The organism is Endozoicomonas montiporae CL-33 (assembly GCF_001583435.1).
Lineage (GTDB): Bacteria > Pseudomonadota > Gammaproteobacteria > Pseudomonadales > Endozoicomonadaceae > Endozoicomonas_A > Endozoicomonas_A montiporae.
Map to the genome: position 1 here is coordinate 154,401 of NZ_CP013251.1, position 17,612 is coordinate 172,012.

Consider the following 17,612-nt stretch of genomic DNA (forward strand, 5'->3'; position numbering starts at 1 on the left):
AATAGCAAAAAGCGAAGTGTCATATTTTTTACCATTCTGAACATTTTTCTGAACATTTTTGTCTGGGTTTTTTGGCAACATTCTTACGACGTATCTCAGTATTACTTTTTGTCCGATTGGTTGTCAGAGACGCCCATGTGCTGCGAGAGCAAAAAACATAGTTTAGAATTCGTCCGATCTAAAATAGTTGTTTTTTTGGTTATGTCCATCCATGGAATGCCGGTTATGCATGCAGGGGCAAGACAACAAAACAACAAAACAGGAGAACGACTGTTATCTTTCGGGTAATTCAGACAAAATAGCCCGAACAAAATTCTGTACTAACTTTTCAGGAACCTCCATGCAACGCTTATGCAATAAACGGATTGTCCTCGGCGTGACCGGTGGGATTGCCGCCTATAAAAGTGCTGAGCTGATCAGGTCACTCACCAGGCTGGGTGCAGATGTCAGAGTTGTTATGACGAAAGCAGCCTGTGAGTTCATCACTCCGCTGACACTTCAGGCGCTGTCTCATAACCCGGTACACCTCGACCTGCTGGATACTCGTGCAGAAGCGGCCATGGGGCATATTGAACTGGCGAAATGGGCGGATATTGTTCTTGTTGCCCCGGCAACGGCTGATTTCATTGCCCGTCTTGCCGGTGGTCAGGCCGATGACCTGCTCACTACGTTGTGTCTGGCAACAGGCGCGCCAATCTGTCTGGCGCCTGCCATGAACCAGGGTATGTGGCGTGATGAGACCACGCAGGAAAACGTTGCAAAGCTGGCGAGCAAAGGGCTGAAAATGTTTGGCCCGGCTGATGGCAGTCAGGCCTGCGGTGACGTGGGACCAGGTCGTATGCTGGACCCTGACGAAATCGCTGTGCATACCGCTGAAATGTTTACTCACGATATTTTCACGGGGCAGAATGTCCTGATTACAGCAGGTCCCACCCGGGAAGACATTGATCCGGTTCGATATATTTCCAACCATAGTTCAGGAAAAATGGCCTATGCACTGGCTGAAGCCGCTGTGGAAGCGGGTGCCAGAGTGACAATGGTCAGTGGTCCGGTGACCCTCGACAAGCCTGACCGTGTGAAAGTGGTTGATGTGATCAGTGCCCGTGAAATGCACGATGCCGTTATGGACAACATTGACGACATTGATCTGTTCATTGGTTGTGCTGCCGTGAGTGATTATCGTCCGGTTGAAATCCTGAAAGACAAGATTAAGAAAGACCCCGGCAACTCTGAAGAAATTCTGGAGCTCAAGCTGGTGCGTAATCCGGATATCGTTGCGTCTGTCGCGGCGCGGGAGAATGCTCCGTTTGTTATTGGGTTTGCGGCTGAAACCAGCCATGTCATCGAATATGCGACCAGCAAAATGCAGAAGAAAAAGCTGAATATGATTGTCGCCAATGACGTTTCGGATCAATCCATTGGTTTTTCCAGTGATAGCAATGAAGTGACCATGCTGGCTGAAGGTATGCAAACCGCGCTCCCGAAAGCATCCAAAAAAGTGCTGGCCCGTAAGATTTTGAATGTAGCCTCTCGTGGCTACCATCAGTGGAAAAGTCATCAGTGGAAAGAAGAGCAGGAATCATGAGATCCATCAAAACCCGTATTCTGGATAACCGTCTGGGCAACGAATTCCCACTGCCTGCCCATGCGACCGATGGGTCTGCAGGCATTGATTTGCGTGTCTGTGTCGATGAAGCCATCACACTGGAACCGGGTCAGACTGAACTGCTGCCGACTGGTATGGCGATTCATATTGAAGACCCTTCTCTGGCAGCCATGATTCTGCCTCGCTCCGGTTTGGGTCACAAACACGGCATTGTACTGGGTAACCTGATTGGTCTGATTGACTCTGATTACCAGGGACAGTTAATGGTCTCTTGCTGGAACCGTGGCAATACCACTTTTACCGTTGAGCCGGGCGAGCGTATTGCCCAGCTGGTGCTGGTGCCTGTGGTACAGGCAGAACTGGATATTGTTGACAGTTTCGAAGAAAGTGATCGCGGTGCCGGTGGCTTTGGACATACCGGTAAACACTGATCAGATGTGAATGAATAATCGCTTTTGGTTAAACAATATTGGTTTTAAGTCTTGTACTATGACCGTCGAAATGAATAATTATGCTTTCTTTTTTTGACTGGTGATTCAGACAACCATCAGTGATTCTAAAAATAAGGTACAAACAGTACCGGAGAAGTAATGGAAAAGACGACCATGTCCACAAACGTGGATTTTCAGGACAGGGCGTTGGTGCTGACTGAAGCACTGCCTTACCTCCAGCGTTATGCTGGCAAAACCATTGTCGTTAAATACGGCGGCAATGCGATGGAAAATGATGAGCTGAAGCGCAGCTTTGCCCGCAGTGTGGTGCTGCTGAAAGCGGTTGGTATCAACCCGGTTGTGGTACATGGTGGTGGACCTCAGATAGGTGAAATGCTGAACAGGCTGAATCTCGAAAGCCGGTTTGTTCAGGGTATGCGAGTGACCGATTCCAGCACCATGGACGTTGTCCAGATGGTGCTGGGAGGACTGGTCAACAAGGAAATTGTTACCCTGATCAACAGTAGCGGTGGCAGAGCCGTAGGGATTACCGGAAAAGACGGTCGTTTCATACGAGCCAAACGTCTTAAGGTCACCCACAAAACTCCGGAAATGACGGCACCTGAGATTATTGATATTGGACAGGTCGGTGAGGTGGAGTCGGTAGATACCAGCATTGTTGAAATGCTGCAGGACTCTGACTTCATTCCCGTTATCGCTCCCATTGGAGTCGATGACAGCGGCGCGTCTTACAATATTAATGCTGATCTGGTGGCCGGTAAGCTGGCAGAAGCCTTGCAGGCTGAAAAACTGCTGCTGCTGACCAACACCCCGGGATTGCTAAGCAAGGATGGCGAGTTGCTAACCGGTCTGAATGCTGAACAGGTTCAGACCCTGATTGATGATGGCACCATTTATGGTGGCATGTTGCCCAAAATTCAGTGCGCCCTGAGCGCTGTCGGTAATGGGGTTAACACAGCACTGATTATTGACGGGCGGGTGCCCCATGTATTGTTGCTGGAACTGTTAACCGATCGGGGGGTTGGTACCCTGATTACCGGAGAACATGTGGAGACGGTATCTGGCTGTAATGGTTAAACCACAGAAAATTTCTCGCAAAGATCAAATCCTGCAGGCTCTGGCGCATATGCTGGAAACATCACCAGGTGTTCGAATCACGACTTCTGCACTGGCCAAGGAAGTTGGCGTATCGGAAGCGGCGCTTTACCGGCACTTTCCCAGTAAGGCGAAAATGTTCGAAGGATTGATCGAGTTTATAGAAGAAACCCTGTTTTCCCGCATTGCACTGATTCTGGACGATGAGCCGGAGGCCCTGAAGCGTTGCGAGAAAATTCTGACATTGCTGTTAACGTTCTGCGAGCGTAACCCGGGGCTGACCCGCATCATTAACGGTGATGCGCTGGCAGGAGAGCCTGACCGTCTGCGACACCGTATGATCCAGCTGTTTGACCGTCTGGAAACCCAGATCAAACAGATTCTGCGGGAAGCGGAACTCAATGAAGGTCTGCGCACCCGTTCAACCGTTGGAACAACATCCAACATGATTCTGGCACTGGCAGAAGGACGCATCGGTCAGTTTGTACGCAGCGAATTTAAACGCAAGCCTACCGAGCTGTGGCAGGATCAGTGGCGGGATGTGTCTGCTGTTGTATTCCGGTAAACGTATCTTGCCTGTGTCGTCTTGAAAAAGCCCCGTGTGGGCTTTTTCTGTATCCGGACACTGAACATTTCAGCCTGTTTCCTGTCGGTGACTGGAAACATTTACATATCGAGCCCTGTTTTATTCCCCCCGATAATGAAGCCTGAATAAAATCAACAGGGGAAAGGTATGAAGAAGTCTCTGCTGGCTGTAAGTATCAGCGTATTGCTGGCCAGTTGTGTTTCAACACCGGAACAGTCAGCACCCGGAAATACACCATCAAACGGACAGGTTAAAGACTGGGTGGAAGTGGCGGGTGCTTTGGGAGAGCAGGAAAGCCGGTTAGCCTGTAACAATGAGTCAGGTTCAAAAGCCCACTCGGCGTTTTGTGATCTGCGCATTTTCCATATTATGACCGAAGCGTTTATCGACGGTGATGCTGATAAAGGCTTTGGCGATGGTTATGGTACCAGTCACCATCGCGGTGATCTGGCGGGGGTTACCCAGTCGCTGGATTACATCAAGGCATCTGGTTTCAATGCCATCTGGCTGACGCCGATTTTCCATAGTGTCCCCATGGATGGTCAGGATGTCTGGGCGGATAAACTGGATGCAACGGGTTATTACGCCAGTCATTTCTTTGAGATTGATCCCCGTTTTGGTTCTATGGACGACGTTCGTCATCTGGTTGAAGAGGCTCATGCCAGAGGATTGTACGTTTTCTTTGATGGTGTTTTCGGGCATTTCAAAAACAATGCCAGCGACTACCCTTCTCCTTCCGGACACAAACTCTCAAAAGGTGGAGAGCCACAAACCAGTATCGGTCGTCAGGCCATCTACCCACAGGATCTGGATTTCTTTAAAGAAGTGGCAACCTATTGGATTAAAGAGCTGAAGATCGATGGCTGGCGACTGGATCAGGCCTATCAGGTGCCAGTAGAATTCTGGCCTGAACTGCGAGCTGCGGTTGAAGAGGCTTCCCGGTCAGTGACCTATGAAAATAACGAAGGCGAAATGGTTCATCCGTTAGGCTATATGGTGGCGGAGATCTGGAATGATGCCGGTTATATTACTGAAACCGGCTATGGCACCGATGAAACGCCTGCTCTTTATTCAGCCTTTGATTTTCCGGTGAGAACCGCTGTCGTGCAAACCTTTGGCAGCGACAAGGAAGGTAACCATGGTCGTCCCGCGACCCATCTGGCCAATGCCATGGAGATGTCGGTTAACTATCCGGATCACGCCATGCCAAACCTGATGCTCAGTACCCACGATGTTCCCCGATTTGGCAATTTGCTGAAACGTGCGCAGCTTACAGATTACGGCTCTGAAGAATACTGGGCTCGTCATCGGGCGGCCATGAGCTTTATGGCTGCGTATTCAGGCCCACTGACGCTACTGTATAACGAAGAAACGGGGGCTCGTACGGAAGGGTTTATTCAGCCTGTTGATGACGACATTTGTGCCATGAAAGGTTTGTGTGATGATCATGTAGGGCGGATTTCAGGGCGTAATGATGCCTCGGAACTCTCTGAAGACGAAGCGGCTTTGCGACATTACTTTAATCAGTTAATGCAACTTCGTAATGACTACCCTGCATTATCCAGAGGTGCCAGAACCCATATTCACTCCGATGACCGGATTTATATGGATCGCAAGGATCTGGACGACAGCCATCTTCTATATATTGTGAATGCCAGTGCTGATGATGTGCTGTTGAGAGTGAATGGTTCTGCGATTGGCAGCAGCGGCTCTCTGGTGGATCTGATGCATGATACAGAGGTGGTTGATGAACAGGGCATTTATACCATTCGGCTGAAAGGCTTCGAGAGTCGCTTCCTGAATATCGAATCAGCCACCGATATTCAAACCGCTGATGGGCAGGTGTCGATGATAGCCGATGATATGGCTCGCTGTGATATGCCCGATGCTCAAGGTAAAGGCCCTCTGGGTAAAGACATGTGGGTTCGGGGAAGCTACCGGGGAGGGAATAATTTTCTTGCCACGCCGGACAGTCGAAGATTTCGCTATAAGGGAGGCAACCTGTATCAGGTCGTCGTGAACGAGCCACGTTCTACAGCCTTTTCGTTTAAGTTTGCCAGCGACAACTGGAGTCCGGAGATGGCAGTGAGCCGTTCGGCACCGGTGCAGCTGGGAACCATTCAGGATATGGCTACAGCATCTGGCTATGGCACGGAGTCCAGTATTGTGATTCCGGAAGCGGGTGAATACGTTTATAGTTTCAGAATTGATCAGGCTGGTCGTGGTGGAAGTCTGTATGTAGGGCGCTGTCAGTAAAAAGGTCAGTGTCGTTAGAGTGCTCACTGGAAAGGCTTCCTGTGTCGTACAGGAAGCCTTTCTCCGTCTGGATTACTCTACACCGTACTGCTCACGGTAAGCGCGAATAGCCGGAGCAAACTGCTTGAACGCTTCTGTGCCTTCTACGTAGGTCAGAAGGTCTTTGAGTTTGATAATACTGACAACCGGAATGCCGAAGTCGCGCTCCACTTCCTGAATCGCAGACAGTTCACCCTGCCCTTTTTCCTGACGATCCAGTGCTATCATTACAGCGGCAGGACTCGCATCTGATGGCGCAATGATCTGCATGACTTCACGCACAGCGGTTCCTGCACTGATGACGTCATCGACAATGATCGCACGGCCTTCCAGAGCAGCACCTACAATATTGCCGCCTTCGCCGTGATCTTTCACTTCTTTACGGTTGAAGCACCAGGGGACATTACGCCCATGTTGTTCAGACAATGCTACTGCAGTCGCGGTTGCCAGCGGAATGCCTTTATAGGCGGGTCCAAACAGAATATCGAATTCGATCCCGGAATTAACCAGCGCCTGAGCATAGAACTTACCCAGTTTGCTCATGGCTTCACCGGTATTGAACAGGCCTGCATTAAAAAAGTAAGGGGATTTTCGACCGGATTTGAGCGTAAACTCACCAAATCGAATGACTTCCTGCTCCAGGGCAAACTCGATAAATTCTCTCTGGTAATCAAACATTAGCTTATTCAACCTGTTCCACATTGGTTAATGGCTGCGCATTCTATTCGCCGTAAGCCCTCATGTATAGCACACGGTGCGGCAATTTATGATCATCAGTCATGTTCGGAGTGTGCTTGTCAGCCTCTGTGTATGCCTGTCTGGTGAGGAGCCGCATTTATGCGGATAAACAAAGATTTGCCGAACCTGTATGATTCGTGCGATATAGTTCCCCATTTTTTCCTGATACTGCCTATTTCGATCGGTCGAATTTGACCGGCGGCTGGTTTTGACCAGAGTGCTAAGCCGTATCAGGCAGGTCTGGCAATGGTGATGACGATACGTCGTTACTGGCCAGACTTTTGCTTTATGTCCGCAGCGTCTCTGACCCGGACAAGGTGTAGTCAATAATGAGAGTTATCAGTTTCAATTGCGAAGGCATTAATAACGCGCGAGAAAAAGGCCTGTTTGATTGGCTCAATGAGCAGGATGCCGACGTTATCTGTCTACAGGACATCCGTGAGGATGACTATACGTTGGAGCAGGACAAGTTCCAGCTCGATGGTTACTTCTGCTACGCCTATGGTGGCTACCAGAGACCGGATCGGGGCGGTGTGGCGATTTATACGCGTCAGGCGCCAAAGGCCATTATCAGCGGGTTGGGTTTTCCTGAAGCGGACGAAACCGGACGTTATCTGCAGGCGGATTTCGACAAAATCAGCATTGCCAGCATCTATGTTCCGGAAGGTCACGACGACGAAAGCCAGAACTTTAAATATCGCTTCCTCGACAACTATTCTCACCATCTGAACAAGCAGCGCCGCAAGCGTCGCGAGTTTATCATGGCGGGTACCTGGAACATTGCGCATCGTAAGATCGATGTAGCCAACTGGCGTGAACAGGAAGAAATGTCCGGTTTCCAACCTGCTGAACGTGGATGGATGGAAGGTCTGCTGGGCGATATGGGCTTTCACGACGCCTATCGTGAAATGGATCGTGAATCTGGCAAATACAGTTTCTGGGCAGACGATTCGCTGCGTAATGACAACATGGGTATCCGACTGGACTACCAGATCATCACTGCCGGTATGCGCAGTCGTGTGCTGAATGGTGGCATCTATAAAAACCAGACCTTCTCCAAACATGGTCCGGTGATTATCGATTACGACTGGGAGCTGAGTCTCTAAGCCGGATTTTATAGTTAGCTCTCACGCCACAGGCGTGGGAGCTAAACCGGTTAACCAGTCCTGCACTTCCCCAACTCTTGCCTCTGGCGTTTCACTTTTGACCGATAACAACCTGCTGTCGGGTATTTCCAGCTCCTGAATACATCGTTTTATCCACTGGTCTACATCCTGCTGAAAAATAGGGTCAGCGGAACGCATTGTGTCTTTCTCAATGGGAAAGTGATTGCTTGGAAGGTAAACATAGCCGTCTATCTGGTCAGAAACTTTCCGGCAAAGATGCAGCAGGTAGGGTGAAACGGTTTTTTTACAGACGGCCATCCAGTAACGTTGATAAGCCAGCAGCGCAGGAGGCCCCAGGTCAATATAACCATCCGGTGCATACAGGCTGAACCATTGCTGCATAGCGCCCAGTGCTGCTGATGTCATGGCCGTAATGGTGTTGTCCCTGTTCGGGCTGTCTTCCAGAAGAATATCCCTTGGCCGACTGTAACCCAGACTTTTGGCGGTGCTTCTGTAGTAATCGGTAAACACTGGCCAGTCATTGCCGGGATGTCGGCGCAACTGGTTGATCAGAGTCGTTTTACCGGTTCCGTGAGAGCCAATCAGTGAAATCAGCATAACGATAACAACTTGTACTGTGCTTTTAATGCGAAGCCTTGGGTCTAATTCCCCGCAGCTTGCTGCGAACTACTCAAGAGCTAACTTGATACCCCGGAGCTTGCTCCGGGGTAGTTCATTTTACAGATACAAGAGTAGTGCGGTTTTGAGACTCTGTTTGGGGAGCTGTTGAATGGGTGCTTAGCGGAGTGGATTCTTTGAACTTCAGGCAGGTTTGAATAACCAGCCTGAAGTTCAATACTGCAATTACTCGTCCAGTGCCTTCTTTTGCAGAACAACCAGTTCTTCAATGCCGGATTTTGCCAGTGCCAGCATGGCCGTCATTTCGTTCTGGCTAAAGGGGGCGGCTTCTGCAGTACCCTGAATTTCGATAAAACCACCCTCTTCAGTCATCACAACGTTCATATCCGTACCGGCGTTGGAGTCTTCCGGGTAGTCCAGATCGAGCACCGGGCTGCCTTTGTACATGCCCACGGACACAGATGCGATCAGCTGAACAAACGGGTCTGTTTTGATCATCTTTTTACGCTGCATGTGACGAATCGCATCCACCAGAGCCACGCAGGCACCGGTAATGGACGCGGTGCGGGTGCCGCCGTCGGCCTGAATGACATCGCAGTCGATATTAATGGTGTTTTCACCCAGTTTCTTCATATCAACAGCAGCACGCAGGGAGCGGCCAATCAGGCGCTGGATTTCCAGAGTGCGACCACCCTGCTTGCCACGAGCGGCTTCACGACCCATACGGTCGGTGGTGGAACGGGGCAGCATGCCATATTCTGCGGTTACCCAACCCTGACCGGAACCTTTCAGAAAACGCGGTACACCTTTTTCAACGGATGCAGTACAAATAACCTTGGTATTTCCGAACTCCACCAATACAGAGCCTTCTGCGTGCATGGTGTACTCTCGGGTGATTTTAACTTCGCGCAGTTGATCAGCTGTTCTGCCGCTAGGACGCATGGTATTACCTTTTACCGCCGGAAATGGAAAGGCGAGATTATAACCCAGACTGTCAGGAAGGCTAGAAGGCTGTCCGAGAATAGTCTGCCCTTCTGCGGTCAGTCCGGCTGGCTTCTGGCAATGCTCTTAATGATGCCGGAAGACCGGGCTTGCTGTTTTGAGGTTTGTCATCAACAATTTTCAGCCTGTAAGCCCACTTTTTTATTGATGAGATTGTTTTAATTGTGGATAAACTTCCGGATAATCGTACAATCCGTCCCTTTTTCTCATCTGCAAGCCGACTCTGGAAGGCTTCAGGGCATTTTTTTATCGTAAAAGATGGTGATACTCCTTGTTCGGGTTGGTTCATCTTTTATTTGCTTGGCCTTGTGGTTGAGCACAATAGTTCGAAAAGAGTTATTTATGACTTCCAGTATGACCGCTTTTGCCCGTGTTCAAGTCCAGGAAGACTGGGGCAGTCTGGTGTGGGAAATTCGTTCTGTTAACCATCGATATCTGGAGCCTCACTTTCGCTTGCCGGAACAGGCTCGTGAAATTGAGCCAAAATTACGTGAAGTTCTGCGCAAGCAGCTTAACCGGGGCAAGATTGAATGCAGTCTTAGATTGCAGCTGGCAGAAGGCACCCAGAAACTGAACCTTAATGAAGCCGTTCTGGAAGATGTTCAGGCGGCTGTGAACAAGGTAGAAACCTGGTTTATCAATGCGGCCGGTGTTAATCCGCTGGAAATCCTGCGCTGGCCGGGTGTGATGGAGAGCGAAGAGACGAACCTCGCTCCGGTTCATGCCGCTGCCCTGAAAGCGTTTGAAGAGGCCATTGCCCAGCTGATCAGTATGCGTCAGCGTGAAGGTAGCGAACTGAAACAGTTTGTCCTGACTCGATTGGATAACATCAGCGAAGAAGTGGGCACGATCCGCAAGGTTCTGCCAGAGCTGATTCAAGGTCAAAGGCAGAAGATTCTGGATCGTCTGGAAGAAGCCAGGGCTGAGCTTGAGCCTGAACGTCTGGAGCAGGAGATGGTGATGTTTGCCCAGAAGATGGATGTTGACGAAGAGCTTGATCGTCTCGATACCCATGTTCAGGAAGTGAAACGGACACTGGACAAAAAAGGCGGCATTGGTCGTAGACTGGATTTCCTGATGCAGGAACTGAACCGTGAAGCTAACACATTGTCGTCTAAATCTGTGAATGCAGGGCTGACCCAGAGTGCGGTTAACCTCAAGGTATTAATTGAGCAGATGAGAGAACAGATTCAGAACATTGAATAATGTTGGGCGGCTGCCCGGCTTTTGGAGCAATCATGGCTAATAAAGGCAAACTCTATATCATTGCGGCACCTTCCGGTGCGGGAAAAACCAGTCTGGTTAAGGCAATGGTAGAGTCTACGCCGCACGTTAAAGTGTCGGTATCCCATACCACCCGCGCGCAGCGTCCGGGTGAGGTGGATGGTGTGAACTATCACTTTGTCTCTACAGAAGCATTTCAGAAAGAACTGGGCGAAGGCCTTTTTCTGGAACATGCCGAAGTGTTTGGAAATTACTACGGCACTTCTGAAACCTGGGTGCGTGAACAGCTGGCTCAGGGTGAAGATGTTATTCTGGAAATCGACTGGCAGGGTGCCAAGCAGGTGCGCCGCCTGATGCCTGACGCAGTGAGTATTTTTATTCTGCCGCCTTCTCTGGAAGCATTGCGTGAGCGCCTGATCGGTCGCGCTACCGATGACATGGAAATTATTGATCGTCGTATGGCGCAGGCCGTGAGTGAAATGTCGCACTACGGTGAATTTGATTATCTGGTAATCAATGACGAATTCGACCTGGCGCTGCGTGATCTGCAAACCATTATTCGCAGTCGTCGTCTGGCGATTGGATGGATGCAGCACTACAAGGCTGACCTGATTAAAGGTTTGCTGAATTAAGCCCTGTTACTCTCAAATCTCCCTGTATCTATTTGCAGGGAGGTTTTTCAATCAATCCTGCTGTTGAACAAGCGACGACATGGCTTTTTTCAAGCATTTCCTTTCCTCAGTCGTGACCTCTTTTTTTGTAATAACCTCCAGAACGTGATTTTCATCATTATCATGTGCCGTGGCACGCAGACCGTAAAATGCGGTTTTCATACAAAAAAACTCGTTATCATCCGTTCTGTCGATTAATTGTTGTAATGTTGGTTGAAGTTGTTCGGCAGAAACCGTTACTCGCTCATAAGTAATCTGGCTAGTATTGGCATTACCTTCATAAAAAAGATGGCCTTCCAGTGATCCGGTTGATCGTTTACCCAGCTTAGGAACAGTGCCTTTGCCGTTATGCATGTCCAGATACCAGCGTTCCCTTTGTTTTGATCCTGCAAGATAACCAGGCAAATACATATACTGGTATTGATTGAAGTTCTGATCCTGATACCGGTACTCGAACATCATGTTTTCATCGCCTGGTAAAATCACGGTCGATCCCAGTGAGATGCCGGGGTGTGAGGCAGTGATAAAAACGCTCGTTTCAGAAGGTTGTGGCACGATAGATAAATACACACCGTAAGTGTAGGTCGAAGTCTGTGGAAGCAGGTTCAGATATGACTGAATGGCAGCTTCAATCGATTGACCATTGCCTGAAAAAAAGACCTTTGTGTGAACGACCGCGTTAGAGGGCAGCTTTTTTAGCCACATATAAATAGCTGGAATAGTCGTCGATTGATCTAAAAGACAATTGTCGTTCTGATCAATATGGTGGCATTTTGATAACTGATCCGTTCTTTTTTCTAAGCGGTGGTATTCAGGAACGTAGTGCAGAGGATGCTGGGCAAGCCCGGCAGTAACAAAGCTGTTTATTGGGTAAATGAGCGACCGTCTTATTGACCAGTCCGGGTTGTGAGAAGCTGAATAGGGAATGTACTGGGAATCACCATTCATTTGACCTTTAACGCAACCAATGACGGCCTTCCAGCTGTAGTTGCCTTTTGTCTTGACCAGAATTCGTTCGTTTTCACTCTCTATAATTTCACACACAGGGTTGGAAGGTTTGTCAGGCTTTTTCTGGTGTTTAAGAATGAGTGTGTGCTCTTTCACTTCCTCGGTTGTACTGCTGTGACATCTGAGTGAGGTTTCTCCTGTTTCGGTATCTACCTGTTCACAGTAGCTGCTGGTATCCGCTTCCAAGCCAGCTGTTTTGCCCAGAGGAAATGCATGTACTAAAGGAGTCAACAACGTCAATGCCGAGATAAAGAAATGGTTTTTATATTGCATGCTCTATCCAACTCTAATTATTTTTGGCTTAAACAAGCGGAGCTTTTCAAGATAGGCGTAAACAGGCGTTGTGCAGAGTTGTTTGGAAGAGTTTTAAGCCTGCCCGGTTTCCAACAGAGAAAGCCGGGCAGTTTAATGGTCAGAACGTTTGTGTTGCTTTGTTTAACCAGTCAAGGTCATCACCACTGAGCAGTGGTGACAGTTCTTCTCGTACTTTACTGTGATATCCGTTTAACCAGTCAATTTCAGACTGGGTCAGCATCTCCCGAACAATAGGACGCGTATCCATCGGTGCCAGAGTCATGGGCACCAGTTTGTAGAATTCACCAAACTCGGTGGTGATGTCTTCAGCTACCCGCATAATATTTTCAATGCGAACACCGTGTTTGCCATTGCGGTACATGCCGGGTTCATTGGTCAGCAGCATGCCCACCTGCAAAGGCTGGTCAATCCATTTAGGGCTGACACTGTGAGGCCCTTCATGAACATTCAGGAAATAACCAATGCCGTGACCGGTTCCGTGGTTGTAGTTTTGTCCGGCTTCCCAGACTGGCTGACGAGCCAGCATGTCCAGCTGCATGCCACGGGTGCCTTTCAGGAAGCGGGCTTTTGCCAGATTGATATGAGCCTTCAGAACCAGCGTGTAGTCCTTCTGTTCTTCTTCAGTCATCGGGCCGCAGGCAAAGGTGCGGGTAATGTCTGTGGTACCGTCCGGGTATTGTGCGCCGGAATCAACCAGCAGCAGACCTTTTGGCTCCACATTCAGGCTGGACTGCTCATCGGCACGGTAGTGGATGATGGCACCGTTGGAAGCGTAACCGGCAATCGTCGGGAAACTGGGCCCTTTAAACTCGGGTGCCTGTGCCCGGCTGGACTGTAGAAATTCATCCAGCGATAGCTCGGTGACATTGCCGCCGGGAATATTGTTTTCCAGCCAGCGCATAAAGCGCACCATTGCAGCACCATCGCGACGGTGACAATCGCCCATACGCTCAATTTCGACATCATTTTTGATGGCTTTCAGCAGCAGGGTCGGGCTGGCACCTTTAATGACTTTCACCGATTCCGGCAGGGCATTCACCAACCATTGGTTAGTGGACGCCGGGTTCATCAATAAACGGGTATCACTGTCCAGACTGCGAATATCATCAGCAATGGCATCATACGGCAGCAGTTCAATGCCAGATGCTTTCAGTGCCTGCAGTGCGTCTGCTTCAATGCGGCTGTTATTGACGTAGAGTTTTACCTGAGTGTCGGTCAGGAGGATATAAGACAGAAACACCGGGTTGCATTCAATGTCACTGGCACGAAGGTTCAACAGCCAGGCAATATCGTCCAGCATGGTGATCAGCAGGTGGCTGGCACCTTTCTTAGCCATACCCTGACGCACTTCTGCCATTTTTTCTTCGCGGGTTTTACCGGCAATGCTGTCGTCGTGTAGGAAGACGGAAGTGGCAGGCATGGCCGGGCGGTCCGTCCAGACTGAGTTCAGAAGGTCTTTTTCAACCTCAATGGTTATAGCTTTGTCGGTAAAGGCAGCCAGTAATTTTTCTGTCTGATGATGATTCATGACTTTACCGTCGAAGCCAACCACACTGCCTTTGGATAATGAGCTTGTCAGCCAGTCCGGAATGGCCGGTACTTCAGGCATGCCATCACGCATCAGCTCTATGCCCGAGTTTTCCAGCTCCTGACTGGCCTGCAGAAAATAACGACCGTCAGTCCACAGCGCTGCTTTGTCTTTCAGAACGACCACGGTTCCTGCTGATCCGGTAAAACCGGACAGCCATTCCCTGCCTGCCCAGTGATCGGAGCTGTATTCACTTTCGTGAGGGTCCGAACTGGGGATAATCCAGGCGTCAATATGGCTGGCCTCCATGGCGGCTCTCAGAGCCGAGAGCTTTTCTGGCGTGCTCATCATTGCTTATTCACTCCAAATGACATCAGTCTGAATCAATTATCCGGACTATAACCCTTAATTTGCCGGAAATACCATCGGCGGTGCATTCTGGAAATGAAACTGCGGTATAATTTGCCTCTGTGGTAAATTAAAGACGTGACGAAAATAGAATGGGCAGGCAGCGTATTTTCGGTGAATTAATGATTAATACCAATCCCGCCTTCTAAACATGAATTGCGCAGCCATTCTGAACCGCGGGAGCTGCGTTGGAACTCCTCGCAATAGCTCGCTATTGCTGTCGTTCCGCCTTGTCCCGCAATCCAGAATGACTTGCTCATGGTCATATTTAGAAGGTGGCATTGATATAACTGGTTGAATCATTTCATTTGAAAGTTCGCTCAGGCTTGTTTGAAAACAGGTCGTAAAGTAGACTCTAATGTCGGCAAAAATATATCACGTCGTAACTGGCAGCTCGTTCACTCAAGCAGCCATAGCAAAGAAAACCGTTTATTCTGAATAACGAGAGGTGAATTAGTGGCTCGAGTAACCGTAGAAGACTGCCTGGAAAACGTTGATAACCGTTTTGAACTGGTTATGGTTGCTTCCAAGCGCGCCCGCCAGCTGTCTATTGGTGGCAAGGACCCAAAGCTGGAATGGGAAAATGACAAGCCAACCGTAATGGCCCTGCGCGAAGTTGCTGAAGGTCTGGTAACTGCAAGCAATGTTGATGAACGTATTGTTGATGAAGACGATGCAGCTATGTTTCTGGCTGGTGTAGAAAGCTAACAGTCGGGAAAGCCTCTGATGTCCGGAATGCTGCACAGGAGGAGCGGGCTTTGCTGACTATCGATGAGTTTGCCGGCCGCTTGAAGTCCTACCTGACCCCTGAACAGATTAATCTTGTTCGCAGGGCTTACTATTACGCCGAACAGGCCCACGACGGGCAGATACGACGCAGTGGTGAGCCATACATCACCCATCCTCTGGAAGTGGCAGCCATTCTGGCCGACATGCACATGGACCATCACAGTTTGATGGCTGCCATGTTGCACGATGTCATCGAGGATACCGGCATTGAAAAAAGTGCCATTGTCCAACAGTTTGGTGAAATAGTGGCCGAACTGGTTGACGGGGTCAGCAAACTGACCCACATGCACTTCGAGAACAAAACCCTGGCCCAGGCCGAAAATTTCCAGAAAATGGCACTGGCCATGGCCAAGGATATCCGGGTTATTCTCGTCAAGCTTTCAGACCGTTTGCACAATATGCGAACGCTCGGAGTTCTGCGACCGGACAAGCGTCGCAGAATTGCCCGTGAAACCCTCGATATTTATGTCCCCATCGCCAACCGTCTTGGCATGCACAACCTGCGGATCGAACTGGAAGATCTCGGATTTGAAGCCATGCACCCCATGCGTTCACGCATGATTCGTCAGGCGGTGAAAAAGGCCCGGGGCAATCGCAGGGATCTGGTGGGCAAAGTACAAAAAGCCATTGCTGCCCGACTGGAAGAAGAAGGCCTTAAAGGCAGAGTGGTTGGCCGGGAGAAGCATCTTTATAGTATTTATAAAAAGATGCGCAGCCAGAGCAAGTCCTTTGCTGAAATCATGGACATGTTCGCCTTCCGCATCATTGTCGATAGCGTTGACAGCTGTTACCGCGCCTTCGGCATTGTCCATAACCTCTACAAACCCATCCCCGGTCGCTTCAAAGATTACATCGCCATTCCCAAAGCCAACGGTTACCAATCCCTGCACACCACACTGTTCGGTATGCACGGTGTTCCTGTGGAAATCCAGATTCGCACACAGGAAATGGAAGACATGGCCAATAACGGCATTGCTGCGCACTGGCTCTATAAGTCAGGTGACGAAGCATTGTCAGGCAGTCATGCCCGTACACGACAGTGGTTGAAAGGTGTACTGGAACTGCAGAAAAATGCCGGTGATTCGCTGGAATTTATCGAGAACGTCAAAATCGATCTGTTCCCCGACGAGGTTTACGTCTTCACACCACGAGGCGCTATTCTCGAATTACCGAAAGGTGCGACAGCGGTTGATTTTGCCTATGCCGTTCATACGGATGTTGGTAATACCTGCGTCGCCTGTCGTATTGATAAACGACTGGCGTCACTCAGTCAGCCTTTGCAAAGTGGACAGACGGTAGAGATTGTCACAGCCGAAGGTGCCAGCCCAAATGTTGCCTGGCTGAACTTTGTTCTGACCGGTAAGGCTCGTTCCAATATTCGTCACTTCCTCAAACATCAGCGTCGCAATGAATCCATTGCCCTGGGTCGTCGCCTGTTGAACAAGGCGCTGGTCAGCTTTGACACCCGGGTTGACCGATTGGATCAGTGCATACTGCAGCAGCAGTTGGAGAACTTTAAACTGAGTTCTCTGGATGAACTGCTTGAAGACATCGGTCTGGGAAACCGCATGGCGTACATTGTTGCCCGTATGCTGGTGGAGCCTCAGGAGTCTGACGTTGAAGACAAGACGGCTCTGGATGTAGAAGATATTGAACAATCCCTGACCATTCGCGGTACCGAAGGCATGGTGATCAGCTTTGCCAAGTGCTGCCACCCTATTCCGGGTGATCCGGTGGTGGGACATGTCAGCTCGGGTCGCGGTATTGTTATCCACACCGACAGCTGTAAGAACATTGCAGAAATTCGCCACAACCCTGAAAAGGTTCTGGAAGTCGATTGGGATAAGAATGTGTCCGGTGAGTTCACCGTGGATCTTCAGGTTGAGCTGGAACACCACCGCGGCATGATTGCTTCTCTGGCAACCAGTATTACGGCGGTAGAAGGCAATATTGAAAAGATCAGCATGGAAGAACGTGACGCCAGCTTCTGTATGGTACAGCTTTTGGTCAACGTTAAAGACCGTGTTCATCTTGCCCGTATTATTAAACGACTGCGTGTGATTAAAGGGGTTCACTCCATCACCCGTCGCAGAGAGTCTTAAGCAACAGACCCTGTTATCTGGCAGGGTTTTTGATTCTCTTGATCTGGC

General features: G+C 49.6%; 15 protein-coding genes. 10 read left to right on the forward strand and 5 right to left on the reverse strand.

Annotated elements, in window-relative coordinates:
* Positions 1-340 precede the first annotated feature (340 nt).
* From coaBC to EZMO1_RS00740, 5 genes are all read left to right on the forward strand, one after another.
* Complete coding sequence (gene coaBC / locus EZMO1_RS00720) at positions 341-1,585, forward strand: bifunctional phosphopantothenoylcysteine decarboxylase/phosphopantothenate--cysteine ligase CoaBC (RefSeq protein ID WP_034879106.1); 1,245 nt, start codon at positions 341-343, stop codon at positions 1,583-1,585.
* Positions 1,582-2,037, forward strand: a complete 456-nt coding sequence (gene dut, locus EZMO1_RS00725; protein ID WP_034879107.1) for a dUTP diphosphatase — start codon at positions 1,582-1,584, stop codon at positions 2,035-2,037. The genes coaBC and dut overlap by 4 nt, the downstream gene beginning before the upstream one ends.
* Before the next feature lie 159 nt (positions 2,038-2,196).
* Entirely contained in the window at positions 2,197-3,135 is a 939-nt protein-coding gene (argB, locus tag EZMO1_RS00730; protein ID WP_082212330.1) for an acetylglutamate kinase, read from the forward strand.
* On the forward strand, positions 3,128-3,718 hold the full coding sequence (slmA, locus tag EZMO1_RS00735) for a nucleoid occlusion factor SlmA (protein ID WP_034879108.1): 591 nt from the start codon (positions 3,128-3,130) through the stop codon (positions 3,716-3,718). Before argB ends, slmA begins: the two co-directional genes overlap by 8 nt.
* A 168-nt stretch (positions 3,719-3,886) precedes the next feature.
* Positions 3,887-5,995 carry an alpha-amylase family glycosyl hydrolase gene (locus tag EZMO1_RS00740; RefSeq protein WP_034879110.1) on the forward strand — a complete coding sequence of 703 codons (2,109 nt, stop codon included), beginning with the start codon at positions 3,887-3,889 and terminating at the stop codon, positions 5,993-5,995.
* A gap of 72 nt (positions 5,996-6,067) precedes the next feature.
* Here EZMO1_RS00740 and pyrE read toward each other — a convergent pair whose 3' ends face one another.
* The gene (pyrE, locus tag EZMO1_RS00745; RefSeq protein ID WP_034879111.1) at positions 6,068-6,712 is read right to left on the reverse strand and encodes an orotate phosphoribosyltransferase; all 645 of its coding nucleotides are present in this window, start codon (positions 6,710-6,712) and stop codon (positions 6,068-6,070) included.
* A gap of 389 nt (positions 6,713-7,101) precedes the next feature.
* On the opposite strand from pyrE, the gene EZMO1_RS00750 reads away from it, so the two are divergent.
* Entirely contained in the window at positions 7,102-7,878 is a 777-nt protein-coding gene (locus EZMO1_RS00750; RefSeq protein ID WP_034879112.1) for an exodeoxyribonuclease III, read from the forward strand.
* A 21-nt stretch (positions 7,879-7,899) separates the two neighbouring features.
* On the opposite strand, the gene EZMO1_RS00755 is transcribed toward EZMO1_RS00750, so the two are convergent.
* Positions 7,900-8,496, reverse strand: a complete 597-nt coding sequence (locus EZMO1_RS00755) for an AAA family ATPase (RefSeq protein ID WP_034879113.1) — start codon at positions 8,494-8,496, stop codon at positions 7,900-7,902.
* 246 nt (positions 8,497-8,742) lie between these two features.
* On the reverse strand, positions 8,743-9,459 hold the full coding sequence (gene rph / locus EZMO1_RS00760; RefSeq protein WP_034879114.1) for a ribonuclease PH: 717 nt from the start codon (positions 9,457-9,459) through the stop codon (positions 8,743-8,745).
* 402 nt (positions 9,460-9,861) lie between these two features.
* Between rph and EZMO1_RS00765 the strand changes: the two genes are divergently transcribed.
* Both EZMO1_RS00765 and gmk read left to right on the forward strand, forming a co-directional pair.
* Positions 9,862-10,725 (forward strand): YicC/YloC family endoribonuclease, encoded by an 864-nt coding sequence (locus EZMO1_RS00765; protein WP_034879115.1) that lies wholly within the window; start codon positions 9,862-9,864, stop codon positions 10,723-10,725.
* A gap of 32 nt (positions 10,726-10,757) precedes the next feature.
* Entirely contained in the window at positions 10,758-11,375 is a 618-nt protein-coding gene (gmk, locus tag EZMO1_RS00770) for a guanylate kinase (protein ID WP_034879285.1), read from the forward strand.
* A 51-nt stretch (positions 11,376-11,426) separates the two neighbouring features.
* On the opposite strand, the gene EZMO1_RS00775 is transcribed toward gmk, so the two are convergent.
* Complete coding sequence (locus EZMO1_RS00775) at positions 11,427-12,695, reverse strand: hypothetical protein (RefSeq protein ID WP_034879116.1); 1,269 nt, start codon at positions 12,693-12,695, stop codon at positions 11,427-11,429.
* A gap of 139 nt (positions 12,696-12,834) precedes the next feature.
* Positions 12,835-14,616 carry an aminopeptidase P family protein gene (locus tag EZMO1_RS00780; protein WP_082212331.1) on the reverse strand — a complete coding sequence of 594 codons (1,782 nt, stop codon included), beginning with the start codon at positions 14,614-14,616 and terminating at the stop codon, positions 12,835-12,837.
* A gap of 513 nt (positions 14,617-15,129) precedes the next feature.
* On the opposite strand from EZMO1_RS00780, the gene rpoZ reads away from it, so the two are divergent.
* Positions 15,130-15,381, forward strand: a complete 252-nt coding sequence (rpoZ, locus tag EZMO1_RS00785; RefSeq protein ID WP_034879120.1) for a DNA-directed RNA polymerase subunit omega — start codon at positions 15,130-15,132, stop codon at positions 15,379-15,381.
* A 50-nt stretch (positions 15,382-15,431) separates the two neighbouring features.
* Positions 15,432-17,564: a bifunctional GTP diphosphokinase/guanosine-3',5'-bis pyrophosphate 3'-pyrophosphohydrolase gene (gene spoT, locus EZMO1_RS00790; protein ID WP_034879121.1), complete on the forward strand. Its 2,133-nt coding sequence runs from the start codon at positions 15,432-15,434 to the stop codon at positions 17,562-17,564.
* Positions 17,565-17,612 lie beyond the last annotated feature (48 nt).